Source organism: Tepidisphaeraceae bacterium, from assembly GCA_035998445.1.
Lineage (GTDB): Bacteria > Planctomycetota > Phycisphaerae > Tepidisphaerales > Tepidisphaeraceae > DASYHQ01.
Window position 1 is genome coordinate 78,986 of the sequence record DASYHQ010000032.1, and the last position, 25,351, is coordinate 104,336.

A 25,351-nucleotide genomic window follows, 5' to 3' on the forward strand; every position below is an offset into this window, starting at 1 on the left:
ACTCGCGTTGCGAGATCCAAGTCACCTCGGAGGCCAACCGCATGTCCGCTGAATCTTCGTCGATCGAGTCCACCCAGACCGAAAACCGCATCTTCAATCCGCCGGCCGCGTTCTCGGCCAAGGCGCACATCAAGTCGCGCCAGCAGTACGACCAGATGTACCGCGAATCGATCGATTCGCCCGAAACCTTCTGGGCCCGCGAGGCCGCCGGGCTGAAGTGGTTTAAGCCGTGGACGAAGGTGCTCGACTGGCAGGTGCCGGACGCCAAGTGGTTCGTCGGCGCCACCACCAACGCCGCGTACAACTGCCTCGATCACCAGGTCGCCCAGGGCCGCGGCGACAAGGTCGCCATCTTGTGGGAAGGGGAACCGGTCGATGGATCGGGCAAGCCCGAGGTGCGCAAGATCACCTATAAGCAGCTCACCGCCGACGTCTGCCGCTTCGCCAACGCACTGAAGCAGCAGGGCGTGAAGAAAGGGGACCGCGTCACCATCTACATGCCGATGACGCCCGAGGCGGTCGTCGCCATCCTCGCCTGCGCGCGCATCGGCGCGGTCCACAGCGTCATCTTCGGCGGCTTCAGCAGCCAGGCGATCGCCGATCGCGTGGAGGATGCCAAGAGCAACATCATCATCACCACCGACGCCGGCTTCCGCCGTGGGTTGCCGGTACCGCTGAAGAAGAACGTGGACGGTGCGCTGGCCAAGACCGACCGCGTGAAGACCGTCATCGTCTTCAAGCGCGGCGGCGGCGACGCCAACATGGTCGCCGGCCGCGACGTGTATGCCGATGAAATCTTGAAGGGCCAGTCCGACCAGTGCGAAGCCGAACCGGTGGACAGCGAAGACCCGCTCTTCGTCCTCTACACCTCCGGCAGCACCGGCAAGCCCAAGGGCATCCTGCACACCACCGGCGGGTACATGGTGGGCACGCACCTCACCACGAAGTACACGTTCGATCTGCAGGACAACGACGTCTACTTCTGCACCGCCGACGTCGGCTGGATCACCGGCCACTCGTACATCGTCTACGGCCCGCTTTCCAACGGCGCCACCGTGCTGCTGTACGAAGGCGCCCCTAACTTCCCCGACTTCTCGCGCTTCTGGCAAATCATCGAGCGGCACAAGGTGACGATCTTCTACACCGCGCCCACCGCGATCCGCGCGTTCATGCGGGCCGGGCGCGAGTTCGTCGACAAGCACGATTTGTCATCGCTGCGCCTGCTCGGCACCGTGGGCGAGCCGATCAACCCGGAAGCCTGGATGTGGTACCACACGGTCGTCGGCCACGAGAAATGCCCGATCGCCGACACCTGGTGGCAGACGGAAACGGGCATGCACATGATCACGCCGTTGCCCGGCGTCACGCCGTTGAAACCCGGCACCGCCACGCTGCCGTTCTTCGGGGTCGATGCCGCCATCGTCGACCGCGACGGCAAGGAACTGCCCGCCAACACCGGCGGCCTGCTCGTCATCCGCAAGCCGTGGCCGAGCATGTTGCGCGGCATCTTCAACGACCCCGAACGTTACGCCAAGCAATACTGGTCCGACGTGCCCGGCATGTACTTCACGGGTGATGGCGCGCGGCGCGACGCCGACGGTTACTTCTGGATCATGGGCCGCATCGACGACGTCATCAACGTCTCCGGCCACCGCCTAGGCACCGCCGAGGTTGAGAGCGCCCTCGTCGGCCATGCCGCCGTCGCAGAAGCCGCCTGCGTCGGCATCCCGCACGAGCTGAAGGGCCAGGGTTTGGCCGCCTTCGTTACCCTGCGCAACGGCTTTGCCGCCAGCGACGATTTAAAGAAGGAACTGACCAACGTCGTCGCCAAATCCATCGGCTCCTTCGCCAAGCCCGACCAGATCCGCTTCACTGAAGCATTGCCGAAGACGCGTTCGGGCAAAATCATGCGCCGCTTGCTGAAGGACGTCGCATCGGGCGTCGAGACGAAGGGCGACACGAGCACGTTGGAAGACCTCTCGGTCCTCGCCAAACTGCGTGAGACGGACGAGGGATAAACGGAAGCCCGTCGAACGAATGACGGACTACCGAACTCCGCCGACGACCGAAATCGGACCGACGTCTGGCGTGCCCACTTGATCGAGCACGCCAGACCGAAAACGTGTGCGGCGGTCAGTTTGCGACCTTCGCCGGGCCACGCTGCAGGCGACGTTGCAGTTGGTCCTCGTAGAGCGATTGCGGCTGGAGCGTGGCGCCTTTGCCGATGCCCTCGATCCGGTCTTTGTGGGTACCGTCGACGTTGTGCGCGGTCGTGCGCTCGCCCTGGGTGCCGATGACGAAGACGGCGTCGGTTTGGTCCTTAATGTCGATGACGTGGTCGTGCTCCTTGTGGCTGCCGGTGCCGCGGAGGTTCCAGAAGACCGTCTGATCGGTGGATTTACCGTGTGCGGGGCCGCCCCAGTCGTATCGCGTGCCTGCGTAGAAGTACTCGCCGTTCATGTGCAGGTTGTCCAGCAGGTTGGCGACGCTTAAGTGCATGTGGAAGTCGCTGCGCGAGCGGGATTCGCTGCGATGGACGACGTTGCCGGTCGTCATCATGCTCTTGAAGTCGTAGACGTAGCGCAGCTCTTCGCCGAAGCAATCCTGAATCAGGTTGTCGCTCCCCTCCAGCACGTAGCCGTACCCGTTGCCACCGCCACCGCGATACTGGGCCTGGCGCAGATCGCAACCGATCACGCTGACGTTGCGCGTAAAGCCGAGCGCAAACGCGTTGGAGACAAGGTGGTGCGGCCCCCGGTTCACCGGCGGACGGTAGGTATGCACGTTGCGAATCCAGCCGTTGACGACGTGGTTCATTTGAACGGCGAACGAATTGTGCACGTCATGGGCCGATTTCCCCTCCGTCTGGTAGTCGTTGAAGCCCCAACCGTCGGTGCCGGGATGCTCGCGCATGCCAATCGACAGGTTCTCGATGCCCACCTCTTCCAGGTGTGGCGGCACGCGGTATACACGGGCGTTGTCGCGCCGCTTCATCCAATAGCGTACCGGGATGTCCAGGTCGATCGTGCGGGAAGCGACGTCGCGGCTCGTGATCTGCCGGTAGAACGCGATGCCGTCGCGCGGCGCCAATTTTCCGACCCAGTGCTCGACGAGCCAGTCCCACGCGGCCTCGCGCACGAAGGCCTCGGTAGTGTCGGTGCGCAGCACGATCCAGTCGCCGACGTTTAGACCGTCGACGCTCGCAAGCCGGATCTGCGTTGCCCGGTTCTGCACGTCGGCGGCGACGGGGATCGCGTCACCCTCTTGGTCCCGGTACCAATTGGTCTCAAACCGTTTGGGCCGCGGGTCCGGGCGAAGGCGAACGACGCGCTGGTTGCGCATGACCGGCTCATCGTTGAAGAGAAACGTCTTGTCCGGCCCTGCGCCACGAAGAACCAGATGGCTGGCTGAGATACGCAGCGCAGCGTCGACGCCTTTCTTGGGGGGCTTGACCCGGTAGGTGCCCGCGGGCAGGTAGACGATGCCGCCACCTCGCTTCGTGACGTGGTCGATCGCCTGCTGAATGGCTGCGGTGCTGTCGGCGCCGCCGGTCGGGTCGGCGTTGAACGGCGCCGCGATGACGTTCACCGTCTCGCCGCGCGGCTGGTCAGGAATGGGACGTTCCCCTTTGTGATAGCCCGCGTACGAGAAGTCGTGCAGGAAGTGGCCCTCCGCCGTTTGATGATCCGGCGTCCAGTCGCCCGGGTAGAGCCGGCTTCGCCACGTGCTATCTTCCTGCGCCGAGGCCGGCAGTGCGCTTGCCACCAACAGCGCCATCACGCCCACGAACCGAAACGCTGGTCTTCGGATCACCTGTTCCTCCGTGAAACTGAAATAACCAATATTAGCCTTCGCTATCTAATTGTAACGCTTTGATTGATGGTGTGCATCGAATGAAGGTAAATCAGTGGCGGGTGAAAATTTAGCGGGTGGCGATGCTGAGCCACAAACCACGTTCAGCGGCGGGCGGCCTGGCCGACAGCAGCAATGCCATGCTGAAGCGCCTCAACGACACGCCGGAGTGCAAGAAGGCGTTCAAGGACGTCTTCGGCGTCGACGAGATCGAATTGGAACCCGTGACCAAAGCGCTGGCGACGTTCCAGCGGACGGTCGTTTCCAGTCGAAGCCGGTTTGACCAGTTCATCGCCGGCAACAAGGATGCGCTTGAAGACAACACCATGCGCGGCCTGCACCGTTCCGCACGACCGCCAACTGCCACAACGGCCCGAACTTCACCGACAACCAGCCTCACGACATCGGCCTGAGCTACTACGGCCGTAAGCTACAGGATTTGGGGCGATACGAGGTCGCGAAACGCCCGGAGGACCTCGGTGTGTTCCGCACCCCGTCGCTGCGCAACGTTGGCCGCTCCAGTCCGTATATGCACAACGGTCTGTTCGAGATGGACGGCCTGCTGAATCTGTACAACGCCGGCATGCCCAACCTGCGCCCGCGCCCCGAACAGGCCAACGACCCGTTGTTGCCGCCGACGGCGCTCGGCGTCCCAGCACTGGGCCATCAGAGTGATACGCGCCCAAGCGCGGCGCGGACAATGAAGCGCCGTCGCATGCGCAGCTTGTTGCTTCCTTCACGTCGCCACGGCTTCCCAACCTTGCCTCGGTACAAAGCGGAACGCATCGGGCGAGGCGGGATCCAACGCGAACAGTCGCACCCAACCGTTCTCCACCAGATGGCGTACCGACGGCGCGGCAGCGAGGACGGCCTCGATGCGCGGCCGCGGGGCTTCAACAACTACCTGCAACCGAAGTGGCTCGTGGTACCACGAACCGTCGGCCGCGTGTACCGACTGCTTGGCCAGCCCGGTGCGTAAGTCACCGCCGTTTCCGAGTACGACGCCGAGCGAGCCGACGCGGTTGTGCAGGGCTTTGTCTCCTGCGCCGAAGGTGTCGTTGTCGACGGTGGAGGCGAAGTACTGGAGGTTGATCCAGGACGCGACCACCATCGGGGCCGATAGGATGAGCGTGAGGATCGACGCGTCGGCATCCGCAGCGGCGTCGTACTCGTGCAGGAACGCGCGGCCGCCAAGGTTCACGTCGCGCGACCGCTGGCGCGAGGCGACGATAAACGCGGCGTTGCGCGCCAGCGCCCATTCTGGGCGCACCTCCGACCAGTCCCGTGACCGCTGACGCAGCCGGTTGAACAAACCGCCTTTGTTATCGGCCTTGTTGAAGCCCGCATTCATCCCGAGCGCTGGCGCGCGTTCAAGCCGGGTCGCGGCGCCAGCCCCGACGAGCCACTGCCGCAGGGCATCGACGTCGGCAACGTGCGTCGCGGGCAGGCGGTCGAGATCGAGCAGTGTGACCTCGTCCACCGACGTATCGTGCAGCGCGGGCACGAAGACGGTGTCCGCCGGTACGGCTGCGCCACGGCTGTTCACGGCTGTTCGCACTCCAGGATCGTTCAGCAGCGCCGCGGCGACGCGCGCGTTGATCGCGCCACCATGCCCACCGCACGCGCCACAGTCGAGACCGGCCGCGTGCGGATTGTTGGCGCTGACGCTGCCGTGGCCGCAGAGCAGGATGAGTCGCGCGTAGCGATCGGTGAAGCCCATGTTCTTCAGGATGCCGGCCGCCATCTCCACCCTTGTGTCCGGCGCGACGCCGGTACCGTCGGTTCCCGGTTCCAGCACGAGGGGTGCGGTCGTCTCATCGTTGGCTGGCGTGGGCGTCGCGGTAAGTGCGTCGGCGCTTAGCTTCAACCCGTAACCCAAGCCAAGCAGCTCCACGAACGCGAAGGCCCCGGCCGGCGCGGTCTGCACGTACGCCGTCGCGCCGTTCAACGCGGCTGGCGATACCGCTGCCCGTGGTCGCAGCGCGACCGACGGAGAGAGCAGCACGGGACAGCGGGGGCTGGACAGGCCGTCGGTCTGCCAGTCGAGGCTGACGCCGAAGAAGCCGGCGAAGCCGCGCGTTTCAATCGCGTCGGACTGCGCCTCAAGGTGCCGCCGAAGCGGCTCGGAACGCACGTCGATGCAGAATACCCCCTGCACCGCCGGCCGCGCGCCGGTGACCGCGGCGGGAGCGCGCAGCGAGCCGATGAGGTGGTTAGCGTATCGGTCCTCCAAGGCTTCCTGCAGCACCAATTGAACCGCTTCATCCTCCTGCGGTCGGGCGGCGGCGCTGAGCTCGACGGTGCTGGCACCGGCAAGTTCCACCACGCCCGCATCGCAGCAGAGCAGGATCGCGAGCAGGTCGCCGACCTCGCCCAGATCGCCGTTGCCCGCCTGCCAAGCCGATCGGCGGAAGTACGACGCGAAGCCGAACAGCCCGCCCAGCAGCCGGTAAAAGTAAGCCACACGCTGACTCGCGGGCACGTCGACGCGCGCCAGCATTAATTGAATGGCGGCGGCGGGCGTAGCTGGCAGGGCATCGGCGAAGGCGCGGAAGCCGTGCAGGCCCATGATCTCCAACGACCGGTCGATCCGAGCTGACTCTCGCCAGGAGACGTACAGGCTGCGGTCGTCTTGCGGGTTCCACATCGCGTCGCCGGCGGTGATGTGGACTGCGCACGACCGCGCCACCCAGCGCCGCATCGTCTCGTGCCATTCCGTGCCGTGCACGAGATCGTGCCGCTCGGCGAACGTAAGGAACGGCTGCGCCGTGCGGTACGCCTCGGGCGACGGTACGCCAGCGAGCACCGACTCGGCCAACGACGCCGGCTGGCCCAACCGCTTGGCGGCAGCCTGCAGTTCGGCGGCGTTCAACTCGCCCAGCGCCCATTTGGCGCGGTAGAAGTCGAAACCGGGCAGCACGCGCGCGCCCAGCCCGTCGCCCACCGTAGCCGCAGCGGCGTCGATGGGTTGTTCGACGAAACCTAGGAACGGGTTGACCGCGACGTAGTTGCGCAAGTCCCACAGAGGCGGGATGCGATTGCAGGTGACCAGCACGTCGGCGGCGATGGTGGACGCATCGTGCGAAGATGCGGCGAGCGTGTTATTGGTGCTAAGCATGATGCTTTCCCTTCGGATGCTTCCAGATCGATGCGACGATTCGGTCGGCGACCGCGCCGAAGTAGAACCCGTGCAGGGCGTGAACGCGGAACGCGCGTCCCCCGGCGCTGCGGCCCAACACCGGCAGCATGGCGTGAATTACCGTGAGGAACACCATCGTTGTGACGAGGACGAGCGCGGCTATCCAGGTCGAGACGCTGTGCACCGGTTGAAGGTCACCAAGCACCGGAGCGAGGAACGTGCCCGCGATGCGGTACAAACCAAATGCCGCAATGGTGGCAAGGATGATGACCGAGACACCAGTGATGCCGCGGCCTAACGCAGCGTGATCGGCAATCGGCTTGGCGAACAAGGCCGCCCACACCTGGCCCATGGCCAGTGCCACGACCGCCGCCAGTGCCATCTCACCCGGCGAGTGCAGTGGGGAGAATCCCGTGATCCACGTTGCCAGCCAGATCGCCGGCAGGGCGACCAGCATGCCGATTGCCACGCGAGCCACCGTACGGCCCGGCGCTACCGGCTGTGCGGCGCGGCCCAGGATCGCAGGAACGTCGCCGGCCCGCAGGAAGGCCCACGCCTTGTAGCACCCGTGCCCGATGATGTGCAGCGCCGCCGCTGGGAATGCTGCCAGGCCGCATTGCACCATCATGAAGCCCATCTGGTTGACGGTGGACCAGGCAAGCGAGCGCTTCACTTTTACCTGTGCCCACATTGCCAGCGTGCCAACGGTCACCGTTAGCGACCCGGCCACCACCAGTGACAGCAGTACCGCGGGCACCTCGACCAACAGCGGGGCGAATCGCAGCAGTAACACGCCGCCCGCGTTGATGATGCCCGCATGCATGAGCGCGGAGACGGGCGTGGGGGCCTCCATCGTCTCGGGCAACCAACTGTGGAACGGGAACTGAGCAGATTTGGTCAACGCCGCCAGCACAACCGAGAGCGCCACACCCACCGTGGCCGCGCTGGCGGGCTGACCTGTGGTGGCGGCAAGCAGCGCGTGCAGGTCGAGCGTGTCCCAGTGCGACCAGACGAGCAGCACCATCCAAAGCAGTGCTGCATCACCTATACGGCTGATGAGGAACTTCTTGCGGGCGGCGCGAATTGCTTCAGGGCGGTCCTCGTAGTGCGTGAGCAACTGGTGCAGCGCGACGCTCGTCAGCGACCACGCCGTCACGAGCAGCAGCAGGTTCGTCGACAGCATGAGCAGGAACGCCGCGACGACCGCGAACGCCATCCAGCCGAGGAAACGGGCCTGCCGGGGGTCGCCGTCCATGTAGCGAATGGAGAAGCGGAACGTCACCGCACCCACCGCCGCCACGAGCAGCGAGAGCGCGGCGCTCAGGCGGTCGACCGTGATGCCGGCAGCCCGAAGCGGCTGTGGCGATACGATCTGCCACACCAGCGCCACCGCAGACAGGCCGGCGGCGGCCATGAGCAACATCTGGCATGCGCGTGCCCAAGTTGGCAAGGTACTCGCGTGTTTAGCTTCGGGGGTTGCCATGGACGCCTGCAGTAGCCCGGCCGGGGCCAGCGGCACTGGAGTGCCGAGATAAATCGCTTGGTCTGAAGCCGTCTTCATGCGATGATCACCTGTACGAAAAATCACGAACTGAAAAATACGAAGTTTGATTTGCGAAGTATTCTTCGTACGTTAATGCTGTCGCAGGTGGTTGTCAAATGATGAAATTGAAACGTCCGAGTCGTCCAGTGCGAACGAGTTCCGCGCCCGCATCGTGGGCCGGTGCGCCCGGTGCAAAATCAGGTGGCCAAAGTGGCCCCGGCCACGCGGGAGGACGCCCCCCGTGGACCTTTCTCACGAACCACTCGCACGTGCTAATCTGCCTATGGCGGCACCCGGAGGCGCGGTTGCGTGATGTGGCAGAGTGGGTGGGCATTACCGAGCGTGCGGTGCAGGCGATTGTCGCCGACCTGGAGGCGGGGGGCGTGCTCACGCGGGTGCGTCAGGGGCGCCGAAATCACTATCAAATCCACGATCACGTCCCGCTGCGCCACCCGGTTGAGGCGCGACGGAACGTCGCCGCTCTGCTGGCGATGGTTGGATTGGAAGCCGCGGGCGACGCAGGCGTTTCCCGGTGATCGACAGCCTGCGGTGACCGTTCCGCTACTGGTGCCGAACAACCCCGCGCGGACACGTCATGTTCAACGATGCTTTAGCCTCAGATGGACCCGGCGGGCCAACTCCCTCAACGCGGACTACCGTTTGCCCGCGAAGGAAATCGGCCCGCTGCTGGCTCGACTGGGCTCCGATGGCGAGATGCTGTGGCAGGTGCTTCGCAGCTTCGAAGATTTCATAATGCTGATGCGGACATGGCTGCGCGGCTCGAACACGTGGGTGAGCCTGGTGCGGGGAAACCTTTTGCGCAATGGCCAAGGAACTGTAGAAGCGCAGCAAGACGTTCCACGAAACGGTGCTAGGTCACGAGAGCCTGAGCGGCGACAACTTTGGCCAATCGGTTCCAGAATGAGCGGTGGAGCGAATCGATCGCGAAGATCGAGAAAAGAGACGTACCGATGACCGCAATGCCGTGGCAACTTTGGTGGTGGCGATCACGGTGCGGTCCATCCGGATGTTCCCGCCACGTTCCCGCCCTACGCGTTCTGCCCTGCTCGCCGTAGAATCCCGAGGAGGTAAGGGTGCGTGGTCATCGTGACTGGCCGCTGCGTCGGATCCGAATCGCCTGAGGTGGAATGAGTTCGTCTGAAACCAGTGGAGATCCCGAAAACAGGCTGGACCGCGGCGCGCTCGAGACGGAGCGGAGCCTGCTGGCCGACGTGTTCAAGCGATCGCCATCGTTCATGGCCGTGCTGCGCGGCCCGCAGCATGTCTTCGAGCTCGCGAACGACCGTTACTACGAGCTGATCGGGCACCGTCAGGTGCTAGGCCAGTCCGTTCATGACGCGTTGCCGGAGATTGCCGGCCAAGGCTTCTTCGAGTTGCTGGATGGTGTGTACGCGACGGGCGAGCCGTTCGTCGGGCGCGACATGCGGGTGATGGTGCAGCGCACGCCCGGACACGCGCTGGAGGAACGGCATATCGAGTTTGTCTACCAGGCGCTTCGGGCGGCCGACGGGGCGGTCAACGGTGTCTTCGTGCACGGGATCGACCTAACCGAGCACAAGCGGGCGGAGACGGAAGTGCTCGCCAGTGAGCAGCGCTACCGTGGGCTGTTCGAGTCGATCGACCAAGGCCTATGCGTCGTACAGGTTATATTCGACGCGGACAGCCGAGCCCACGACTACCGCTTCCTTGAGACGAACACGATGTTCGAGCAGCACACGGGCCTGAAGAACGCCGTCGGGCGGACCGCGCGCGAACTCGTCCCATCGCTTGAGGAGCGTTGGTTTGAGATGTACGGGCGCGTGGCAACCACCGGCGAGCCCATGCGGTTCGTCCAGGCTTCCGACCCCATGGGACGCTGGTTCGACGTCTACGCATTCCGGACCGGCCCGGTCCAGGATCGTAAGGTCGCGATCCTCTTCAAGGACGTGACTCAGGGCAAACGGGCGGAAGCGGCACAGCGGCAGAGCGAGGAACGGCTGCGGCTGGCGCTGGCCATTGCCGGCATGGGAACGTTCGACATCGACCTGCTGACCGACGACGTGATCGTGAACGAGGCCGGGCGGGCCATCTATGGCTGGCCAGACCAGGAGCCACTGACGTTCGCGAAGGTGCAGGGCCACTTTCACCCCGACGACCGAGCGATGGTGATGGAAAGCGTCGCGGCCGCCATGGACCCCAACGGCCCCGGCGAGTTCGCGGTCGAACAGCGCATCGTCCGCACCGATGGCGCGGTCCGATGGATCCGCGTTCGCGGGCGAGTCACGTTCGCGTCACCGAAGGGTGCGGGCCATCTCCGGCCGATCCGCTGCATCGGCACGTATCTGGACGTAACGGATCAGAAAGAAGCCGAGCACCAGCGGGAACAGCTGTTGAGTGCCGAGCGCGGGGCGCGGTTCGAGGCGGAGCGGGCGGGGCGCATGAAGGACGAGTTTCTCGCGACGCTCAGCCACGAGCTGCGCACGCCGTTGAACGCGATCCTGGGATGGTCCAGCCTGCTGAGCAACAGACCTGGGGTACGCGACGATGACGATCTGCGGGCGGGCCTGGAAACGATCGAGCGCAACGCTCGGGCGCAAGCGCAGATCATCGAAGACCTGCTGGACATGAGCAGCATCATTAGCGGCAAGGTGCGCCTGGACGTGCAGCGCGTCGACCTGGCGGTGCTGCTGCAGCACGGGATCGAAACGGTCCGGCCGGCAGCCGAGGTGAAGAACGTAACACTGAGCGCGGTGCTCGACCCCTCCGTCGGGCCTGTCTCCGGTGATCCGAACCGCCTGCAGCAGGTGTTCTGGAACCTGCTGAACAACGCGGTGAAGTTCACGTCGCGAGGTGGCCGCGTGCAGGTGGCGCTCGAGCATGCCAGTTCGCACGTCGAGGTGAGCGTGGTCGACACCGGGCAGGGGATCAGCGCGCAGTTCCTGCCGCACGTGTTCGACCGATTCCGCCAAGCCGATGCCTCGACGACTCGCCAGCACGGGGGGCTTGGCTTGGGCCTGTCGATCGTCAAACAGCTGGTCGAACTGCACGGCGGCAGCGTGCGTGCAAAGAGCGACGGCGTCGGTCTGGGCGCGACGATCGTGGTGGCGTTGCCGCTGGCGAGCGTTCAGTCTGATCCGTCACCCAAGCCGGCCCTCGAACACCCGGCGGTCAGTTTGCACACCGAGATGCACCGTCAGGCGTGTCTGCAGTTGGAAGGTGTTCGCGTGCTGGTGGTCGATGATGAGGCCGATGGTCGCACGGTCGTACGTCGCTTGCTTGAAGAATGTGGGGCCATCGTCCGCACCGCGTCGTCGGCCGGTGAGGCGTTCGACTTCTATCGGTCCGAGGCGCCTGACGTGCTGGTGAGCGACATCGGCATGCCGAAAGAGGACGGATATTCGCTGATACGCCGCATACGCGCGCTCGATCCAACGCAGGGTGGAAAAGTGCCCGCGGTCGCGCTGACCGCGTACGCGCGGCCAGAGGACCGCATACGCGCCGTGCAGGCGGGCTTCCAGATGCACGTCGTCAAACCGGTTGAGCCCGCGGAGTTAATCACGATGGTAGCCAGCCTCGTCGGGCGCGTCGGCAGTTAGGTGCATCGCGAATGGTCGCGTGCTACTTTCGACGGGTTGGTAAGGACGGCTTTCTTGGTGTTGTTGTAACGCGCTCGTTGCGACGGACTGAATTGGCTTTCTCCATCGCACCGCGGCGGCAGGCAGTGGGGGTTCGGCCGGTGAAATGTGCGAAGACCGTCGCCAGCCGCTTGGGGCTGCCGAAGCCGGTGCGGCGGGCGATCTCGTAGATGGGCAGATCGGTGTCGGTCAGCAGTCGCTGGACGTGTTCGACGCGGGTGCGGCGAATCTCGTCTAATGGCGAGCGGCCCAGCAAGCGGTGGAACTTCATCTGCAACGCGCGCCGGGAGATGGTCAGGCGTTGCATCAACTCGCTGACGGTGATGCAGCCGCCGGCATCGCGAATAATACGGATCGCGCCGGCGACGTCGTCGTCGTCGACGGCGATGATGTCCGACGACTGTCGCGTGACCACGCGCGTCGGTGGGAGCAACGTGGCCGCTTCGGTGGCGTTTCGCTCCATCATCCGTTGCAGGCAGAGCGCCGCCTGTCGGCCGATCTGCTCGGCCGGCAACTGCACGCTTGACAGTGGGGGCCACGCTGCCAGGCACAGCGCCTCGTCATCGTCCACCCCCACGATCGCCACCTGCTCAGGCACGGCCAGCCCGGCGATTCGGCACGTCTCGGCCAGTTGCATGGCGCAGGCATCGTGGCAGGTCAGGATTGCGACGGGTTTGGGCATTTCGCGGAGCCACTTCGCCAAGCCACCATCGTCGAACGCCTTCAGGCTGCGCGGGAACGTGTTCGCGGACGGTCGGGCGGCGTGATAAACCGCCACCTTCATGCCGTGCAATCGCACCTTTTCACAAAACCCCCGTTCGCGATCGACGCTGTATAGCATGTCGGCGTAACCGAGGTAGGCGAAGTGTCGGAATCGACGTTCGATGAAGTGCTGGGCCGCCATGGCGCCCACGGCTGCGTCATCGGCGCTTACGACGCGCAGCCGATCTGACCCGTCACCAGTGGCCTTCACGATGTTGGAGAGGGAGACGACGTTCGGGCAAACATGGGTCAACGCGGTTCGGAAGCTTTCGCTGGGGACGTATCCGATGACGCCGTCTACGCTCCACTCGCGCAGCAGGGGGATGATGTCCGGCACGGGCGGGCCCAGGTGCAGGTGCCAACCGGCCGTGTGCGCATGCAGGCTGGCGCCCCGGATCGCCGCGCGAGAGAATCCCCAATCCAATCGCGCGAGCAATGCGACCGATTTCGCGCCTCGTTGCAGCACCGTCCCATCATCGATCCGCCTGAGCCGGCCCGCAAGCCGCGGCGCAAAACGGAACCACTTTTGCGCATAGCGTGCCCCACGGCTACGGATGGATGTTGTATCCTTGATGGCGCGGACCCTGATCCCCTTTCGCACCATCGATGGACGACCTATGCCAACTGCGTTGCCACCTGACTACTCCGACCGTGTCTACGCAGGCGTGCTCGGAAAGCTGATCGGCGTCTACCTCGGCCGGCCTATTGAAGGGTGGTCGTACCGTGACGTGCTGAGCAAGATCGGGTTGGTCAATTATTACGTGCACGACCGCCGGGGCGTCGAGCTGATCGTCACTGACGACGACATCTCCGGCACCTTCGCGTTCCTTCGTGCGCTGGACGACCACCCCCATGCGGGACGTCAGCTAACGGCCGAGCAGGTTGGGCAGACGTGGCTGAACTACATCATCGATAACAAGACCATCCTGTGGTGGGGCGGGATGGGGCTCAGCACGGAACACACCGCGTTCATCCGACTTCAGGATGGAATCGCCGCCCCGCGCAGCGGCAGCGCCGAACTGAACGGGCGCTTGGTGGCCGAGCAGATCGGCGCGCAGATTTTCATCGATGGTTGGGCGATGGTGGCCCCGGGTGACCCGGATCTGGCCGTCTCGCTCGCTCGCCGGGCCGCTTCGGTGTCGCACGATGGTGAAGCGATTCTGGCCGCCCAAGTGGTTGCGGCGATGGAGGCGCAAGCGTTCGTCGAACGCGATCTGAACAAGTTGTTCGACGTGGGCGTGAGCTACATCCCGAAAACCTCCATCATCTACCGCGTTATTGACGATTTGCGCGCGTTCCGCGCCAAGACCGATGACTGGCAGCGGGCCATGACGGAAGTGGTAGAGCCAAACTACGGTTACGACAAGTACGGCGGTAACTGCCACGTAGTGCCGAACCACGCACTGATCGCGTTGGCGCTTCTGTGGGGCGACGATGACTTTCAGAAGTCGTTGATGATCGCCAACACCTGCGGCTGGGACACCGACTGCAACAGCGGCAACGTCGGGTGCCTCATGGGCATCAAGAACGGGCTGGCGGGCATCGAGGCAGGGCCGGACTGGCGAGGGCCGGTTGCCGAGCGGCTATATCTACCCACTGCCGACGCCGGTGGATGCATGACCGACGCCGCGAACGTGGCGCTTGCCGTGGAAAACGCGGGACGACGACTCGCGGGCCGTGCACCGCGGGAGCCTAAGGACGGCGCGCGCTTCCACTTCAGCTTCCCTGGTAGCGTGCAGGGTTTCGTGCCCGACAAACGATGGGATGCGCACGGGACGACGACCGTTTCGAACGATGCCGGGCGGCTGGCGATCACGTACCACAAGCTGGCGCTTGGCCGCGTTGCCCGAGCCACGACGGCGACGTTCTCTCCACCGGAAAAGCTGAAGGTCGCCGACGCCTACAAGCTGATCTGTTCTCCAACGCTGAATCCGGGCCAGCGGATGACCTCAACGGTGCAGGCGGATCCGCAGAACGATCGGCCGGCGCTTCTGCAACTGTTCTTGCGGCATTACGACGGCGCCGACGCGCTCGTCCAAGTGGCCGGGCCATCGGTCGAGTTGATGCCGGGCGATACGCATGACATGGCGTGGACCATTCCGCAAACAGGTGGGCAGCCGATTGCGGAAGTCGGATTTGAGATTCGCGCAACCGGTGGGGCCAGCGGGGCGGTTTACGTGGATCGCCTACACTGGACAGGCGCCCCGACCGTCACTCTGACGCGCCCGCAGGATGGTGGGACAGCGTGGACTCGCGCCTGGGCCGAGGGCGTTAGCTCGGCCGGCTACTGGGTCCCAGACTACCAATACCGTGTGACGCAGAACCGCGGCCGTGGACTGCACATGTACGGCACGCGCGACTGGACCGATTACACCGTCGCGACCACCGTTCTGCCCGTGCTGGCCACTGCCGTCGGCTTGGCCGCGCGGGTGCAGGGGATGCGGCGGTACTACGCGTTGCTGCTCACGACAAATGCCGACCGCCGGGTCGTTCAACTGGTGAAAATGCGGGATGTTCAGACCGTGCTGTCCGAGGCCCCGGCTGACTGGGCGCTCGGTGAACGCGGCTACGCGATGAGCCTGACCGTCCAAGGCACCAAGATCACGGGCACGCTCGACGGCCAACAGGTCCTGACGGCGACCGACGCGGTCGAACCACTGAAGGGCGGCGGCATTGCCATCGTGATCGAAGAGGGCCGAGCGCACGCGGGACCGATCGAAGTCACCGCGTTATCTCAATAATGTCACTCAACCGCGCAGGATCGGTAGGAGTGAGAACTTTAGTAGCGGCCGGAACGATGACGACTTTGTTCGTCGCCGTTGACGCGCACGCGCAAATGGCGGACATCGTACTGAAGTTAGAGGGCGCTTCAGGCCCAGACTATCGGCTGAAGGACTTCACCCACTACAACGCCCGCAGCACCGTGAATTCGGATCGAAACGTCTACGGCCGGTTGTACGTTCCGGACAACTACAACGCGAGCCACAGCTATCCGCTGGTCACGTTCCTACACGGCGATGGTGAGGCGGCGAACCGCAATGCGGCCGACGAACGCAACATCTCACAGGTGGACACGAACATCTATAACTTGCTGCGCAACGCGCGCAGCCGGGGGTTTATGGTCTACGTTCCGCAGTCACCCGGCACGTTCTGGGGCGATGAGCAGATGTTCATGTCCGAGTTTTCGACCTGCCCGTTCCGGGCTCGCGTGACACAGCGGGTCGATTTATAACATTGGGCTATGAACTCACTTGCGAAGGTCTGGCAGCCAGTCGAGGTCTCTGCAACCGCCAAAGCTGATTTCGTGAATCCATATACCGATGTCACCGTCTGGATCGAGTGGCAGCAGGTGGGCGGCAACGGCACGCCGTTGCGTCGTCCGGCGTACTGGGACGGGGGAAACACGTGGCGCGTGCGTTTCGCGCCGCCAACAGCGGGGCAGTGGGTCGGGAAGTGGTTCTCTCAGCCGGCTGATGAAGGGCTGGTGGACGAGGCCACGATTGATGCGACGCCGTACGACTCGGCAGAACCCTTGCTGAATCGTGGTCTGCTGAGAATGTCGTCCGGTGGGCGCAGCGTCATCCACGCCGATGGTACATCGTGGCTGATGGTCGCCGACACGGCTTGGGCACTGCCTTGGCGGGCGACGGAGGCGCAGGCTGAAGCATACGCCGCCGACCGTCGGTCTAAGGGTTTCAACGCGGCCCTGCTGATGACCGTTCAACCTGACATGAAGGCCGTCGGGCCGCGCGACCGCACCGCGCTCGACGGCTTCGACGTCGGGTTCGAGGACTTGTCCGACGGTCACCTGAACCAGATGAACGTCAGCTACTTTCAGAACCTCGACCGGCTGATGGCGATCCTGCTGCGCCACGGAATCGTGCCGGTGTATCAGCCGGTGTTTCACGGCTACGGTTGGAAGGGACTCGACACTGCGGGTCGGGTCGTGGGGCCGGCTGAGTACGCGCGCTACTGTCGGTACCTCGTGGCGCGCTATGGAGCCAGCCCGGCGATCTGGCTGATTGGCGCTGATGGGCATGGCACCGAACCGGGCGTGTCGGCGGGCGGTCGCGAGGTGGAGCAGTGGGACTGCTACCGCCAGCCGACCGGCATGCATTACGCGCCGATGCACCATGCGAACATCAACCAGGGCGAGCGCTGGCTCGACTTTCAGTGGTGCCAGACGGGCCACCTTGGTGAACACCTGCCCGAGCGCGTCGCCGAGATGACGCGCAACCTTCCCACAAAGGCCGTTGCCAACGGAGAACCGACTTACGAGCGCATCGGCCATCCTGATCGCGGCGTCGGCTGGTGGCAGGGACACGAGGCATGGGCCAACCTGTGCGCCGGCGGCACGATGGGCGTGGTCTACGGCGCCGGCAGCCTCTGGCAGTGGCGGCTCACGCGCGACGAAGCGCACGCCGGCTGGTGCTGTGCCGAGCACGCCGACTGGCGTGACGCGCTGGCGTTCGAAGGGTCGAACTATGTCGGTATCGTCGGCAAGATCTTCGCAGGTCTGCCCTGCGCAGACATGCGAGAGGATTTCATCACGACGCTGCCCGCCGGCCGTGCGCTGGTGGTGCCGGGACGGCTGCTGGTGAAGTATCAGGAGTTCGGTGACGGCTTCGCGGTGCTGTTCGAGGACGTGCCGCGCAACTACCGCGTTCACGACCCGCGTACCGGCGAAGTGATCGGCCGAGGTCAACTCGGCACTGGTGCGCGTCCTCGCGTCGAGCTTGGCCGCGATCGCCAGCCGCGGGTTGTGGTGTTCTGTGATGAGTTTGCGGAATCTGATTGAATCTCATCGAAGTAAGTAAGGGCCAGTTGCCAGCCGATCAAAACTCACCTGCGGGCGACGAGCCCGCAATCAAGAGGGCTCCTCGGACTCCGTGGCGTTTCCGCCGAAGACGTCGGCCAATGCGAGCCACGCCGCATTCTCCGCTGATTGAAAGTCAAACTGGTCGGCGAACTCAATCGAAACCTGCTGCCGCAGCCCCGGCAGGATGCGCGGCGGCAGTTCACGCCGCAGGACGTACACCAATACTTCGTAGCGGGCCAGTGGGCTGCTGATCACAAGCGTCTTGGGGCGGATGAAATTCACGGCGTTGGCCAAGCCGGTCACCAGATGATCAAGCACGTGGTCCATCGCTGCGCGGTCCAGCTTCGGGGCGGCCAGCACCTCGCTTAGTCGGCGGTCACTCTTGGCACCGAAGCGGGCCAGTTGGCGCGTGCTGACGATGCGCTCCAAGCATCCTTCCTGCCCGCAGTAGCACCGGTCTGTGGCAACGGCCAAGCGTGTGTGCCCTAGCTCGTTCGCCGCGCTCACGCTGCCCCGGTGCGGCTTACCGTCGATCAAGAGCGACGCGCCCAGCCGCCCGTCATCCAGGCCCACCAGAAGCACGTCACCGCTGGGTCCGCCGTGCGTCAACAGCCAACGAAGGGCCAGCGCGTGCATGTCGTTGTGAAGGACGATCGGCGTGTCACCGGCCGCGTCGTAAAGCGGATCGAGTGGCACGGTGGTCGCTGACGATCGCAGCGACGAGCTGAACAGCAGTGCCCGCGCCTGGGGGTCAACCACGCCCGTAAAGCTGATGCCGATCGAGAAGACCGACGGGTCAACCTGGGCGCGAAGCACCGTCGCAGCGGTCTGGATCAACCGCGAATCGCGCGTCACTCGCTCGACATGTTCCGATCCGCAGGCAACGCCTCTGGCGTTGACCCGTGCAAGGCGAACAACTCCCGGTGCAATCGATAAACCCAGGAACGTTCGGCTTGCAGAGTCGATCTCGACCGGCACCTGCGGACGACCACGATCCGTGGTCGGTGGCGGAGCGGCATCGCGCACCAGCCCGCGGTCGATCAATGATGCGACTGCTTGACCCGTGAGCGTTGGGTGGACGCGGGTGAGCTGATGGATCTCCCGCCGACCGATGGGACCGCGCCGCCAGATGAGCGACGCGAACTGACGTTCGCGCTCGCCCATGGGTTCCACCGGCCGATGAGTATCATGCTGCATCTTCATTGCCATCGTCTCACAGGCCGAACGCAAAGCCAGTGAAGTTTATGCTTGCCATATAATACAACACGATGTATTTATTGTCTATCATGACTTCAGCCCATCGATCGCCGCAGCATTCCAAGCTACCGCATCGCGTCTTCAAGTCCGCGCACGACGCGAGTCGATCGGTGGCAGCGGAGATCGCGGCGCTCATTCGCGAGACGAACGCCTCCGGCCGCCCGTGCGTGCTTGGGCTTGCGACCGGCAGCACGCCAACGGGCGTCTACGGGGAGTTGATCCGCATGCACGTCGAAGAGGGGCTGTCGTTTCGGAACGTGATTACGTTCAACCTCGACGAGTACTACCCGATGCAGCCGGGCGCGGTGCAGAGTTACGTGCGGTTCATGCACGAGCACCTGTTCGACCACATCGACGTTCCGCCGGCATACATCAACCTTCCGGATGGTACTCTGGCGATCGAGAAGGTGCCGGCGTTCTGCGACGCGTATGAAGCCAAGATCGAGGCAGCGGGCGGGATCGACCTGCAGATCTTGGGCATCGGTCGCAGTGGGCACATCGGCTTCAACGAGCCCGGCAGTTCCGACGACAGCCGCACGCGCATCATCACGCTCGACAAGCTGACACGTCTTGATGCGGCCGGTGACTTCTTCGGTGAACAATACGTGCCGCGCCGCGCGATCACGATGGGTGTCGGCACCATTCTGCGGGCCCGGCGCGTCATTATGCTGGCTTTCGGTGAAGGCAAGGCCGGCGTGATCGCCAAAGCAATGGAAGGCCCGGTAACGCCGGCGGTCTCGGCGAGCTTCCTGCAGCGGCACCCGAATACGCTCGTGGTGCTCGATGACGCATCCAGCGCCAAATTGGCCTGTTACGCGCAGCCATGGACGTGTGGCCCGGTGAAGTGGGACGACCCGGAACTGGTGAAAAAGGCCGTCATCGCGCTGGCATTAGAGACCCGCAAGCCGATCCTGCACCTGACGGAGGAAGATTACAACGAAGGGGGCCTTCAAGACCTGCTGGCGCAGAAGGGTCGCGCCTACGATACGAACCTCAATGTCTTTCGCGCGCTGACCGCCACCGTCACCGGTTGGCCGGGCGGTAAGCCGGACCACGCCAAGCGACCCGGCGACATATCGCGGCCGGGTGATGACATCTTCCCCAAGCGCTGCCTGATCTTCAGCCCGCACCCCGACGATGACGTGATCAGCATGGGCGGCACCCTGATCCGGCTCGTGGACCACGGGCATGACGTGCACGTGGCCTACCAGACCAGCGGCAACATCGCCGTCTTCGATGCCGACGCGCTGCGCTTCGCCGACTTCGCGCGCGACTTCGCGCACCTCATCGGAGTGGGCACGGCACAAACCGATGCGATTGAGCAGCACATCGAAGAGTTCCTGCGCAACAAGCAGCCCGGACAGCTGGACAGCAAGGAGATCGCTGCGATCAAAGGCTTGATTCGGCGGGGTGAGGCACGGGCGGGCTGCCGTGAGTGCGGCGTGCCGATGGCCAACCTGCATTTCCTGGACATGCCGTTCTATGAGACCGGCGCCGTGAAGAAGAAGCCGATCGGCGAGCCGGACGTGCAACTGATCGTCGATCTGCTCGAGCAGTTGAAGCCGCACCAGATCTATGCCGCCGGCGACCTGTCCGACCCGCACGGCACGCACCGCGTGTGTCTGGACGCGATCGTGCGTGCGATCGCCCGCATCAAGCACCAGCCCTGGTTCGGAGACTGCCAGGTGTGGCTCTACCGCGGGGCGTGGCAGGAGTGGGAACCGGAACGTGTGGATATGGCGGTGCCGCTGTCGCCTGAGGAGGTCGAGCGGAAGCGGCTGGCGATCTTCCGACATCAGAGTCAAAAGGACCGGGCTATGTTTCCCGGGGCCGATCCGCGCGAGTTCTGGCAGCGAGCCGAAGACCGCAACCGCGAGACGGCGGTGCTGTACGACCGGCTGGGCTTGGCGCAATACGCGGCGATGGAAGGCTTCGTTCGTTGGACGGGGGCCAAATGAGGCAGTGGTCCACCCCAGCCACCGATCGCGCCGTCATCCTCGCACGCGGGCTGGGTACGCGTATGCGCAAGCAGGATAACAGCAGCACGCTCGACGACCGCCAATCCAAGGTGGCCGACAGCGGGGTGAAGGCGCTCATCCCGATCAAACGTCCATTCCTGGATTACATCCTCAGCGTCCTCGCCGAGGCCGGCTTCAAGCGGATCTGTCTCGTAATTGGGCCCGAGCATGACGATCTGCGTCGCTACTACGGGCAGGAACTGAAGACGGATCGGTTATCGATTGACTTCGCCGTGCAGGAACAACCCCTGGGCACGGCCAACGCCGTGGCGGCGGTGGAAGCGTGGAGCGGCGGTGAACCGTTCGTGATGCTCAACAGTGACAATTACTATCCGCTGATCGCGCTGGCCGCGCTGCGACAATCGCCCGCGCCGGCCGTGGCACTGTTCGAGCGCACGGCCATGCTGAAGGGCAGCAACATCCCGCCCGAGCGCATCCAATCCTTCGCGGTAGGGCAGCACCAGAGCGGGCGCCTGCTGCGCATCGTGGAGAAGCCGTCGGACGCGGTGCTGCGCGCGTTCGGTGCCGACGTCTACCTGTCGATGAACCTGTGGCTTTTCGACGCGTGCATTTTCGACGCCTGCCGAGCTATCCCCAAGAGCACGCGCGGCGAGTACGAGATCACCGATGCGGTGCAGTGGTGTATCGACCATGACGCAGAATTTACGGCCTGCCTCGTCAACGCGCCCGTGCTGGACCTCTCAAGCCGGGCAGACATCGGCCCGGTAACCGATCGGCTCGAAGGCGTGGAGGTGTGCCTGTGACCGCACCGCTCGCCACTTCGACCGTAGGCGCAACGTTGGACGCGCTCCTGCGAAGTGATTTCGCCATCGAACGATTAACGCGCGCGGGAATGAGCGCCCCGGAGGCCGTTGCAAAGGCGGATCGCTTTGCGAGCGCCGCTATGGCGTTGATCGCAGCGGGCCAACCACGTGATGCCGCGGCCGTGGCGGTGTTTGTTCCGGGTCGCATTGAAGTCTTGGGAAAGCACACCGATTACTGCGGTGGGCGGTCGCTGGTCTGCACGGTGGAACGCGGCATGTGTTTCGTTGCGATTCCGCGCTTTGACAACGCTATCCGATTCGCTGCGATAGACTTGAACGATACGGCGGTAACGGCCCTCGATCCCGCACTTCAGCCGGCAGTCGGACATTGGTCAAACTATCCTGCTACGGTAGCCCGCCGAGTGGCACGCAATTTTGCCACCGCCACAACGGGCGCGGACATAGCGATGAGCAGCGATTTGCCGCCCGCCTCTGGACTGTCCAGTTCCAGCGCGATGATCGTCGGTTGCTTCCTCGTGCTGGCACGGATCAACGGCTTATCGCAGAATCCGACTCTGCAGCGCAACATCAAAACGCGCGAAGACTTGGCGGGATACTTGGGCTGCATCGAAAATGGTGAGAGCTTCCGCGACTTCGCAGGCGACCGCGGCGTCGGAACGTTCGGTGGCAGTCAAGATCACACCGCCATCCTCTGCAGCAAACCCGGCAAGCTCAGCGTGTACTCATTCTGTCCGGTGTCGCACGAGCGTGATGTCGACCTGCCGACCAGTCTCAACTTCCTGATCGCCGACACGGGCATTGTCGCCGAAAAAACCGGTGCTGCGCTGGAGAAGTACAACCGCGTTTCGCTTCGTGCGCGTCGGCTGGTTGGGCTTTGGAACGAATCGCGCGCGGGATCGGCGCGATGCCTACGCGAGGCGGTTACCGCTACCCCTCAGGCGGCGGCTGAGTTGCAAGAGCTCGCCCGTCGCGCTGCCGTGGATATGGATCTGGTGGAGCGTCTGGAGCAATTTTTGGTCGAATCGGCCCGGTTGATTCCCGCTGCCGCTGACGCGATCGCACGCAATGAACTTGACGCATTGGGCCCTGTTGTCGACGAAAGCCAGCATCTGGCCGAGACGCAACTGCAAAATCAGGTTCAGGAGACGATCGAATTACAGCGGCTATTGCGAGAGACAGGCGCAGTTGCCGCCAGCGCATTCGGCGCGGGGTTTGGCGGAAGCGTCTGGGGACTTTTCCGCGAGAGCGACGTCGGCGCCGCTCGTGAGCGGTTGAAAGATCATCGCACGTTCATCACCCGGCCCGGTTGCGCCGCCTTCGAGCTGTAGCCGTTCACCAGATACAGAAAGTGTGCAGCTTCCCGATGGGCAACGTGCTGTCATCGGATCGACTACGGGTTCAAAGTTTCGGCAGTACGATCAGTGGTGGGGTGCCGTCGGGGTCTGACGACGGCTCGATGGATATCGCGGTGGTCGGTTCGGGGGAGACCGTGCGCACGTCTTCCAGGTTCTGGTGATCCACAACCATTCCGTCGTCGAGCACGTCACGCGGTTGCGTGCGCAGCTTGTGAAACAGCCGACGCAGATCGCCGATGCCGCCAATCGTGAACCAGACGGTGGTCAGCAGGCCGATCCCGATCGGCAGGTAGATGTTGTTCACCACCACCCAGCGCCACCAGGCACGGTCGCTCCATGGGCTGACGAGGTTGATCGCGGTGACGATGATGAACGCGGCGAACAGTGTCATCGTCCACGTGAACAATGCGCCGGACAGGAACCGATCGCCGCGGCTGAAGTTCTCGTCGATCCCCAGCAGCAGGCGCTTCCAGTTGGCCAGTGGCTTGTCCTCCAGCGGCCGTTGGGTTTCATCCTCCCGAACCGAGTAGGGGCCGCGGTGCAGCATGCGCTGCATGTTGAACGGCTGACTGCAGGTCGACAGCGACACGACGATGAACACCGCGATCGCCGCCAGCATCGAGATGAACATCATCGTGGTGCCGTTCAACGGCCAGCCGGGCACCAGCATCGGAACGAGGATGCCCGCGACAGCCAGGCCCGACCCGACGATCATCGCCGACCACGCGCCCGCCGTCGTTGCGCGGCGCCAATAGAGGCCACCGATGATCACCGCGCCGCTTCCGCCCAGGAAGATCGCTCCGGTGATGTTGAAGAACATGAAGACGTAATCGGTCTGCGGAAAGACCAGCCCGAAGGTGAAGGCGAAGATCGCCACACCGATGATCGCCAGGCGCAGCAGCAGCAGGTGTTGCCGTGGGCGCAGCGGCGTCTTGCGGAAGGGCAGGATGACGTCCTGCACGAAGATGCTGCCCCAGGAATGCAGGTAGGTCGCATCGGTCGAGACCATGAGGAACAGCATGATCAGCGCGAAGCATCCCTTGATGCCCCACGGCAGGAACTCGCCGATCGCCACGGGCACGGTCATCTGGGTCGCGATCTGTTGCCCCTCAGCCGTTCCGATGGCGGCGAGTTTCGCCTGTGCGGTTGCCGCCGAGCCGGCAAAGTCGGGGTGATGCATGAACGTGATGGCGGCCAGCCCCAGCAGCGTGAACATCAGCCCCTGCGAGAACGTGCGCCAGCCACCGATGATCTTGCCCATCTTGGCCTCGTGCGCGTTCAACGCCGACGCGTTGTAGCCCGAGTTGCCCTGCCAACTCATGTAGGTGTAGACCGAGCTGAAAATGCTGATCAGAACGTACCAGATGTTAAAGTCGCTGATCTTGTGCGTGTCGAACGGGTTCAAGATCGACTTACCTGGCTCGCGCTGTGTGGCCGCCTCGAACATCTGGTTCATGCTGAAGACGTACAGCACCGCAAACGCGACGACCAAGAACAACACGCCGCACACGAGGCCCTGCAGGAAGTCCGTCACCATGACCTGCAGTTGCCCGCCGTTTAATACGAAGTACAGTCCGATGGAGAGGAAGACTGCCATCAGGATGGCCAGCATGGGCACTGCAAATCCGGCGACGTCGACCGACGTTGGCAAGCCACAGAAGTGAATGAAGAACCGTGCACCCACGATGGGGAAGATGCCGTAGTTGACGACGCCTGCGATGAACGCCAGCGCCCCCATGAAGATGCGGAGCCGCCGCGAATAGCGGACTTCAAAGAACTGGGCCATCGTCATCGCGCGCGTCTCGCGAAAGCGATAGATGACGAAGCCGAAGAGCGCGATCAGCAGCCCGACCGGCGCCGCCAGTTGGCTCCACCAGTGCACCGCGGTGCCGGCTTGGTAGAACATCTCGAAGGCACCGATCGCCGTGATCAACCCCATCGCCGCCATACCGTCGGCGACGCTGACGAGGTATCGGCCGGCGCTGCGTCCCGCGGCCAAGAAGTCGCTGACGCCGCGCATGTACCGCCGCACGTAGCCCGCCACCATGATCAGCAACAGCAGCGGGACGACGAGGATGACCCAATCGATCGTGGACATGACGAACCTGCAACTTGTTCAACGCATCATGCGCACGCACGCCGCAACCCGACTGGGGTAGCGGCGCGCGTGGTGTAGCGTTAGGGCC

16 protein-coding genes are annotated in these 25,351 nt (G+C 64.2%); 10 read left to right on the forward strand and 6 right to left on the reverse strand.

The genetic code is table 11. The features are described from left to right. Positions 1-41: 41 nt before the first annotated feature. Complete coding sequence (gene acs / locus VGN72_12715) at positions 42-2,018, forward strand: acetate--CoA ligase (GenBank protein HEV7300224.1); 1,977 nt, start codon at positions 42-44, stop codon at positions 2,016-2,018. A 115-nt stretch (positions 2,019-2,133) separates the two neighbouring features. On the opposite strand, the gene VGN72_12720 is transcribed toward acs, so the two are convergent. Continuing rightward, positions 2,134-3,813 (reverse strand): glycosyl hydrolase family 28-related protein, encoded by a 1,680-nt coding sequence (locus VGN72_12720; protein ID HEV7300225.1) that lies wholly within the window; start codon positions 3,811-3,813, stop codon positions 2,134-2,136. 122 nt (positions 3,814-3,935) lie between these two features. On the opposite strand from VGN72_12720, the gene VGN72_12725 reads away from it, so the two are divergent. Next, on the forward strand, positions 3,936-4,265 hold the full coding sequence (locus VGN72_12725) for a cytochrome c peroxidase (protein HEV7300226.1): 330 nt from the start codon (positions 3,936-3,938) through the stop codon (positions 4,263-4,265). Positions 4,266-4,588: 323 nt separating this feature from the next. Here VGN72_12725 and VGN72_12730 read toward each other — a convergent pair whose 3' ends face one another. Beyond that, positions 4,589-6,970: a DUF2309 domain-containing protein gene (locus VGN72_12730; protein HEV7300227.1), complete on the reverse strand. Its 2,382-nt coding sequence runs from the start codon at positions 6,968-6,970 to the stop codon at positions 4,589-4,591. Further along, a complete protein-coding gene (locus VGN72_12735; protein ID HEV7300228.1) occupies positions 6,963-8,414 on the reverse strand; it encodes a proton-conducting transporter membrane subunit in 1,452 nt (483 codons plus the stop codon). Before VGN72_12735 ends, VGN72_12730 begins: the two co-directional genes overlap by 8 nt. A gap of 425 nt (positions 8,415-8,839) precedes the next feature. Here VGN72_12735 and VGN72_12740 point away from each other — a divergent pair, with 425 nt between their 5' ends. Both VGN72_12740 and VGN72_12745 read left to right on the forward strand, forming a co-directional pair. Then, positions 8,840-9,070 (forward strand): hypothetical protein, encoded by a 231-nt coding sequence (locus VGN72_12740; GenBank protein HEV7300229.1) that lies wholly within the window; start codon positions 8,840-8,842, stop codon positions 9,068-9,070. Positions 9,071-9,682: 612 nt separating this feature from the next. After that, a complete protein-coding gene (locus VGN72_12745; GenBank protein ID HEV7300230.1) occupies positions 9,683-12,130 on the forward strand; it encodes an ATP-binding protein in 2,448 nt (815 codons plus the stop codon). A 22-nt stretch (positions 12,131-12,152) separates the two neighbouring features. On the opposite strand, the gene VGN72_12750 is transcribed toward VGN72_12745, so the two are convergent. Continuing rightward, positions 12,153-13,397: a XylR family transcriptional regulator gene (locus tag VGN72_12750; protein HEV7300231.1), complete on the reverse strand. Its 1,245-nt coding sequence runs from the start codon at positions 13,395-13,397 to the stop codon at positions 12,153-12,155. Positions 13,398-13,548: 151 nt separating this feature from the next. Here VGN72_12750 and VGN72_12755 point away from each other — a divergent pair, with 151 nt between their 5' ends. From VGN72_12755 to VGN72_12765, 3 genes are read left to right on the forward strand one after another with little or no spacing between them, the layout of a single operon-like run. Then, entirely contained in the window at positions 13,549-15,672 is a 2,124-nt protein-coding gene (locus tag VGN72_12755; protein ID HEV7300232.1) for an ADP-ribosylglycohydrolase family protein, read from the forward strand. Between the two features lie 56 nt (positions 15,673-15,728). After that, complete coding sequence (locus VGN72_12760; protein HEV7300233.1) at positions 15,729-16,163, forward strand: hypothetical protein; 435 nt, start codon at positions 15,729-15,731, stop codon at positions 16,161-16,163. A gap of 9 nt (positions 16,164-16,172) precedes the next feature. Then, positions 16,173-17,729, forward strand: coding sequence for a DUF4038 domain-containing protein (locus tag VGN72_12765; GenBank protein HEV7300234.1), 1,557 nt, complete (start codon positions 16,173-16,175; stop codon positions 17,727-17,729). A gap of 69 nt (positions 17,730-17,798) precedes the next feature. Here VGN72_12765 and VGN72_12770 read toward each other — a convergent pair whose 3' ends face one another. Continuing rightward, a complete protein-coding gene (locus VGN72_12770) occupies positions 17,799-18,947 on the reverse strand; it encodes an ROK family protein (GenBank protein ID HEV7300235.1) in 1,149 nt (382 codons plus the stop codon). An 89-nt stretch (positions 18,948-19,036) separates the two neighbouring features. On the opposite strand from VGN72_12770, the gene nagB reads away from it, so the two are divergent. The 3 genes from nagB (at position 19,037) to VGN72_12785 (ending at position 23,138) form a co-directional block, all read left to right on the forward strand. After that, positions 19,037-20,965 carry a glucosamine-6-phosphate deaminase gene (nagB, locus tag VGN72_12775; GenBank protein HEV7300236.1) on the forward strand — a complete coding sequence of 643 codons (1,929 nt, stop codon included), beginning with the start codon at positions 19,037-19,039 and terminating at the stop codon, positions 20,963-20,965. Positions 20,966-21,027: 62 nt separating this feature from the next. Next, positions 21,028-21,789: a sugar phosphate nucleotidyltransferase gene (locus tag VGN72_12780; GenBank protein HEV7300237.1), complete on the forward strand. Its 762-nt coding sequence runs from the start codon at positions 21,028-21,030 to the stop codon at positions 21,787-21,789. Next, the gene (locus tag VGN72_12785; protein ID HEV7300238.1) at positions 21,786-23,138 is read left to right on the forward strand and encodes a galactokinase family protein; all 1,353 of its coding nucleotides are present in this window, start codon (positions 21,786-21,788) and stop codon (positions 23,136-23,138) included. Before VGN72_12780 ends, VGN72_12785 begins: the two co-directional genes overlap by 4 nt. 70 nt (positions 23,139-23,208) lie before the next feature. Here the strand turns inward: VGN72_12785 and VGN72_12790 are convergent, their stop codons facing one another. Continuing rightward, positions 23,209-25,263: a hypothetical protein gene (locus tag VGN72_12790; protein ID HEV7300239.1), complete on the reverse strand. Its 2,055-nt coding sequence runs from the start codon at positions 25,261-25,263 to the stop codon at positions 23,209-23,211. Positions 25,264-25,351: the final 88 nt, after the last annotated feature.

What these genes read in the sequence shown, in the direction of transcription:
- acs (HEV7300224.1), top strand. Translation starts at nt 42, where the DNA reads ATGTCCGCTGAATCTTCGTCGATCGAGTCCACCCAGACCGAAAACCGC.
- VGN72_12725 (HEV7300226.1), top strand. Translation starts at nt 3,936, where the DNA reads ATGCTGAGCCACAAACCACGTTCAGCGGCGGGCGGCCTGGCCGACAGC.
- VGN72_12730 (HEV7300227.1), bottom strand. Translation starts at nt 6,970, where the DNA reads ATGCTTAGCACCAATAACACGCTCGCCGCATCTTCGCACGATGCGTCC.
- VGN72_12735 (HEV7300228.1), bottom strand. Translation starts at nt 8,414, where the DNA reads ATGTTGCTCATGGCCGCCGCCGGCCTGTCTGCGGTGGCGCTGGTGTGG.
- VGN72_12745 (HEV7300230.1), top strand. Translation starts at nt 9,683, where the DNA reads ATGAGTTCGTCTGAAACCAGTGGAGATCCCGAAAACAGGCTGGACCGC.
- VGN72_12755 (HEV7300232.1), top strand. Translation starts at nt 13,549, where the DNA reads ATGCCAACTGCGTTGCCACCTGACTACTCCGACCGTGTCTACGCAGGC.
- VGN72_12760 (HEV7300233.1), top strand. Translation starts at nt 15,729, where the DNA reads ATGACGACTTTGTTCGTCGCCGTTGACGCGCACGCGCAAATGGCGGAC.
- VGN72_12765 (HEV7300234.1), top strand. Translation starts at nt 16,173, where the DNA reads ATGAACTCACTTGCGAAGGTCTGGCAGCCAGTCGAGGTCTCTGCAACC.
- VGN72_12770 (HEV7300235.1), bottom strand. Translation starts at nt 18,947, where the DNA reads ATGCAGCATGATACTCATCGGCCGGTGGAACCCATGGGCGAGCGCGAA.
- nagB (HEV7300236.1), top strand. Translation starts at nt 19,037, where the DNA reads ATGACTTCAGCCCATCGATCGCCGCAGCATTCCAAGCTACCGCATCGC.
- VGN72_12780 (HEV7300237.1), top strand. Translation starts at nt 21,028, where the DNA reads ATGCGCAAGCAGGATAACAGCAGCACGCTCGACGACCGCCAATCCAAG.
- VGN72_12790 (HEV7300239.1), bottom strand. Translation starts at nt 25,263, where the DNA reads ATGTCCACGATCGATTGGGTCATCCTCGTCGTCCCGCTGCTGTTGCTG.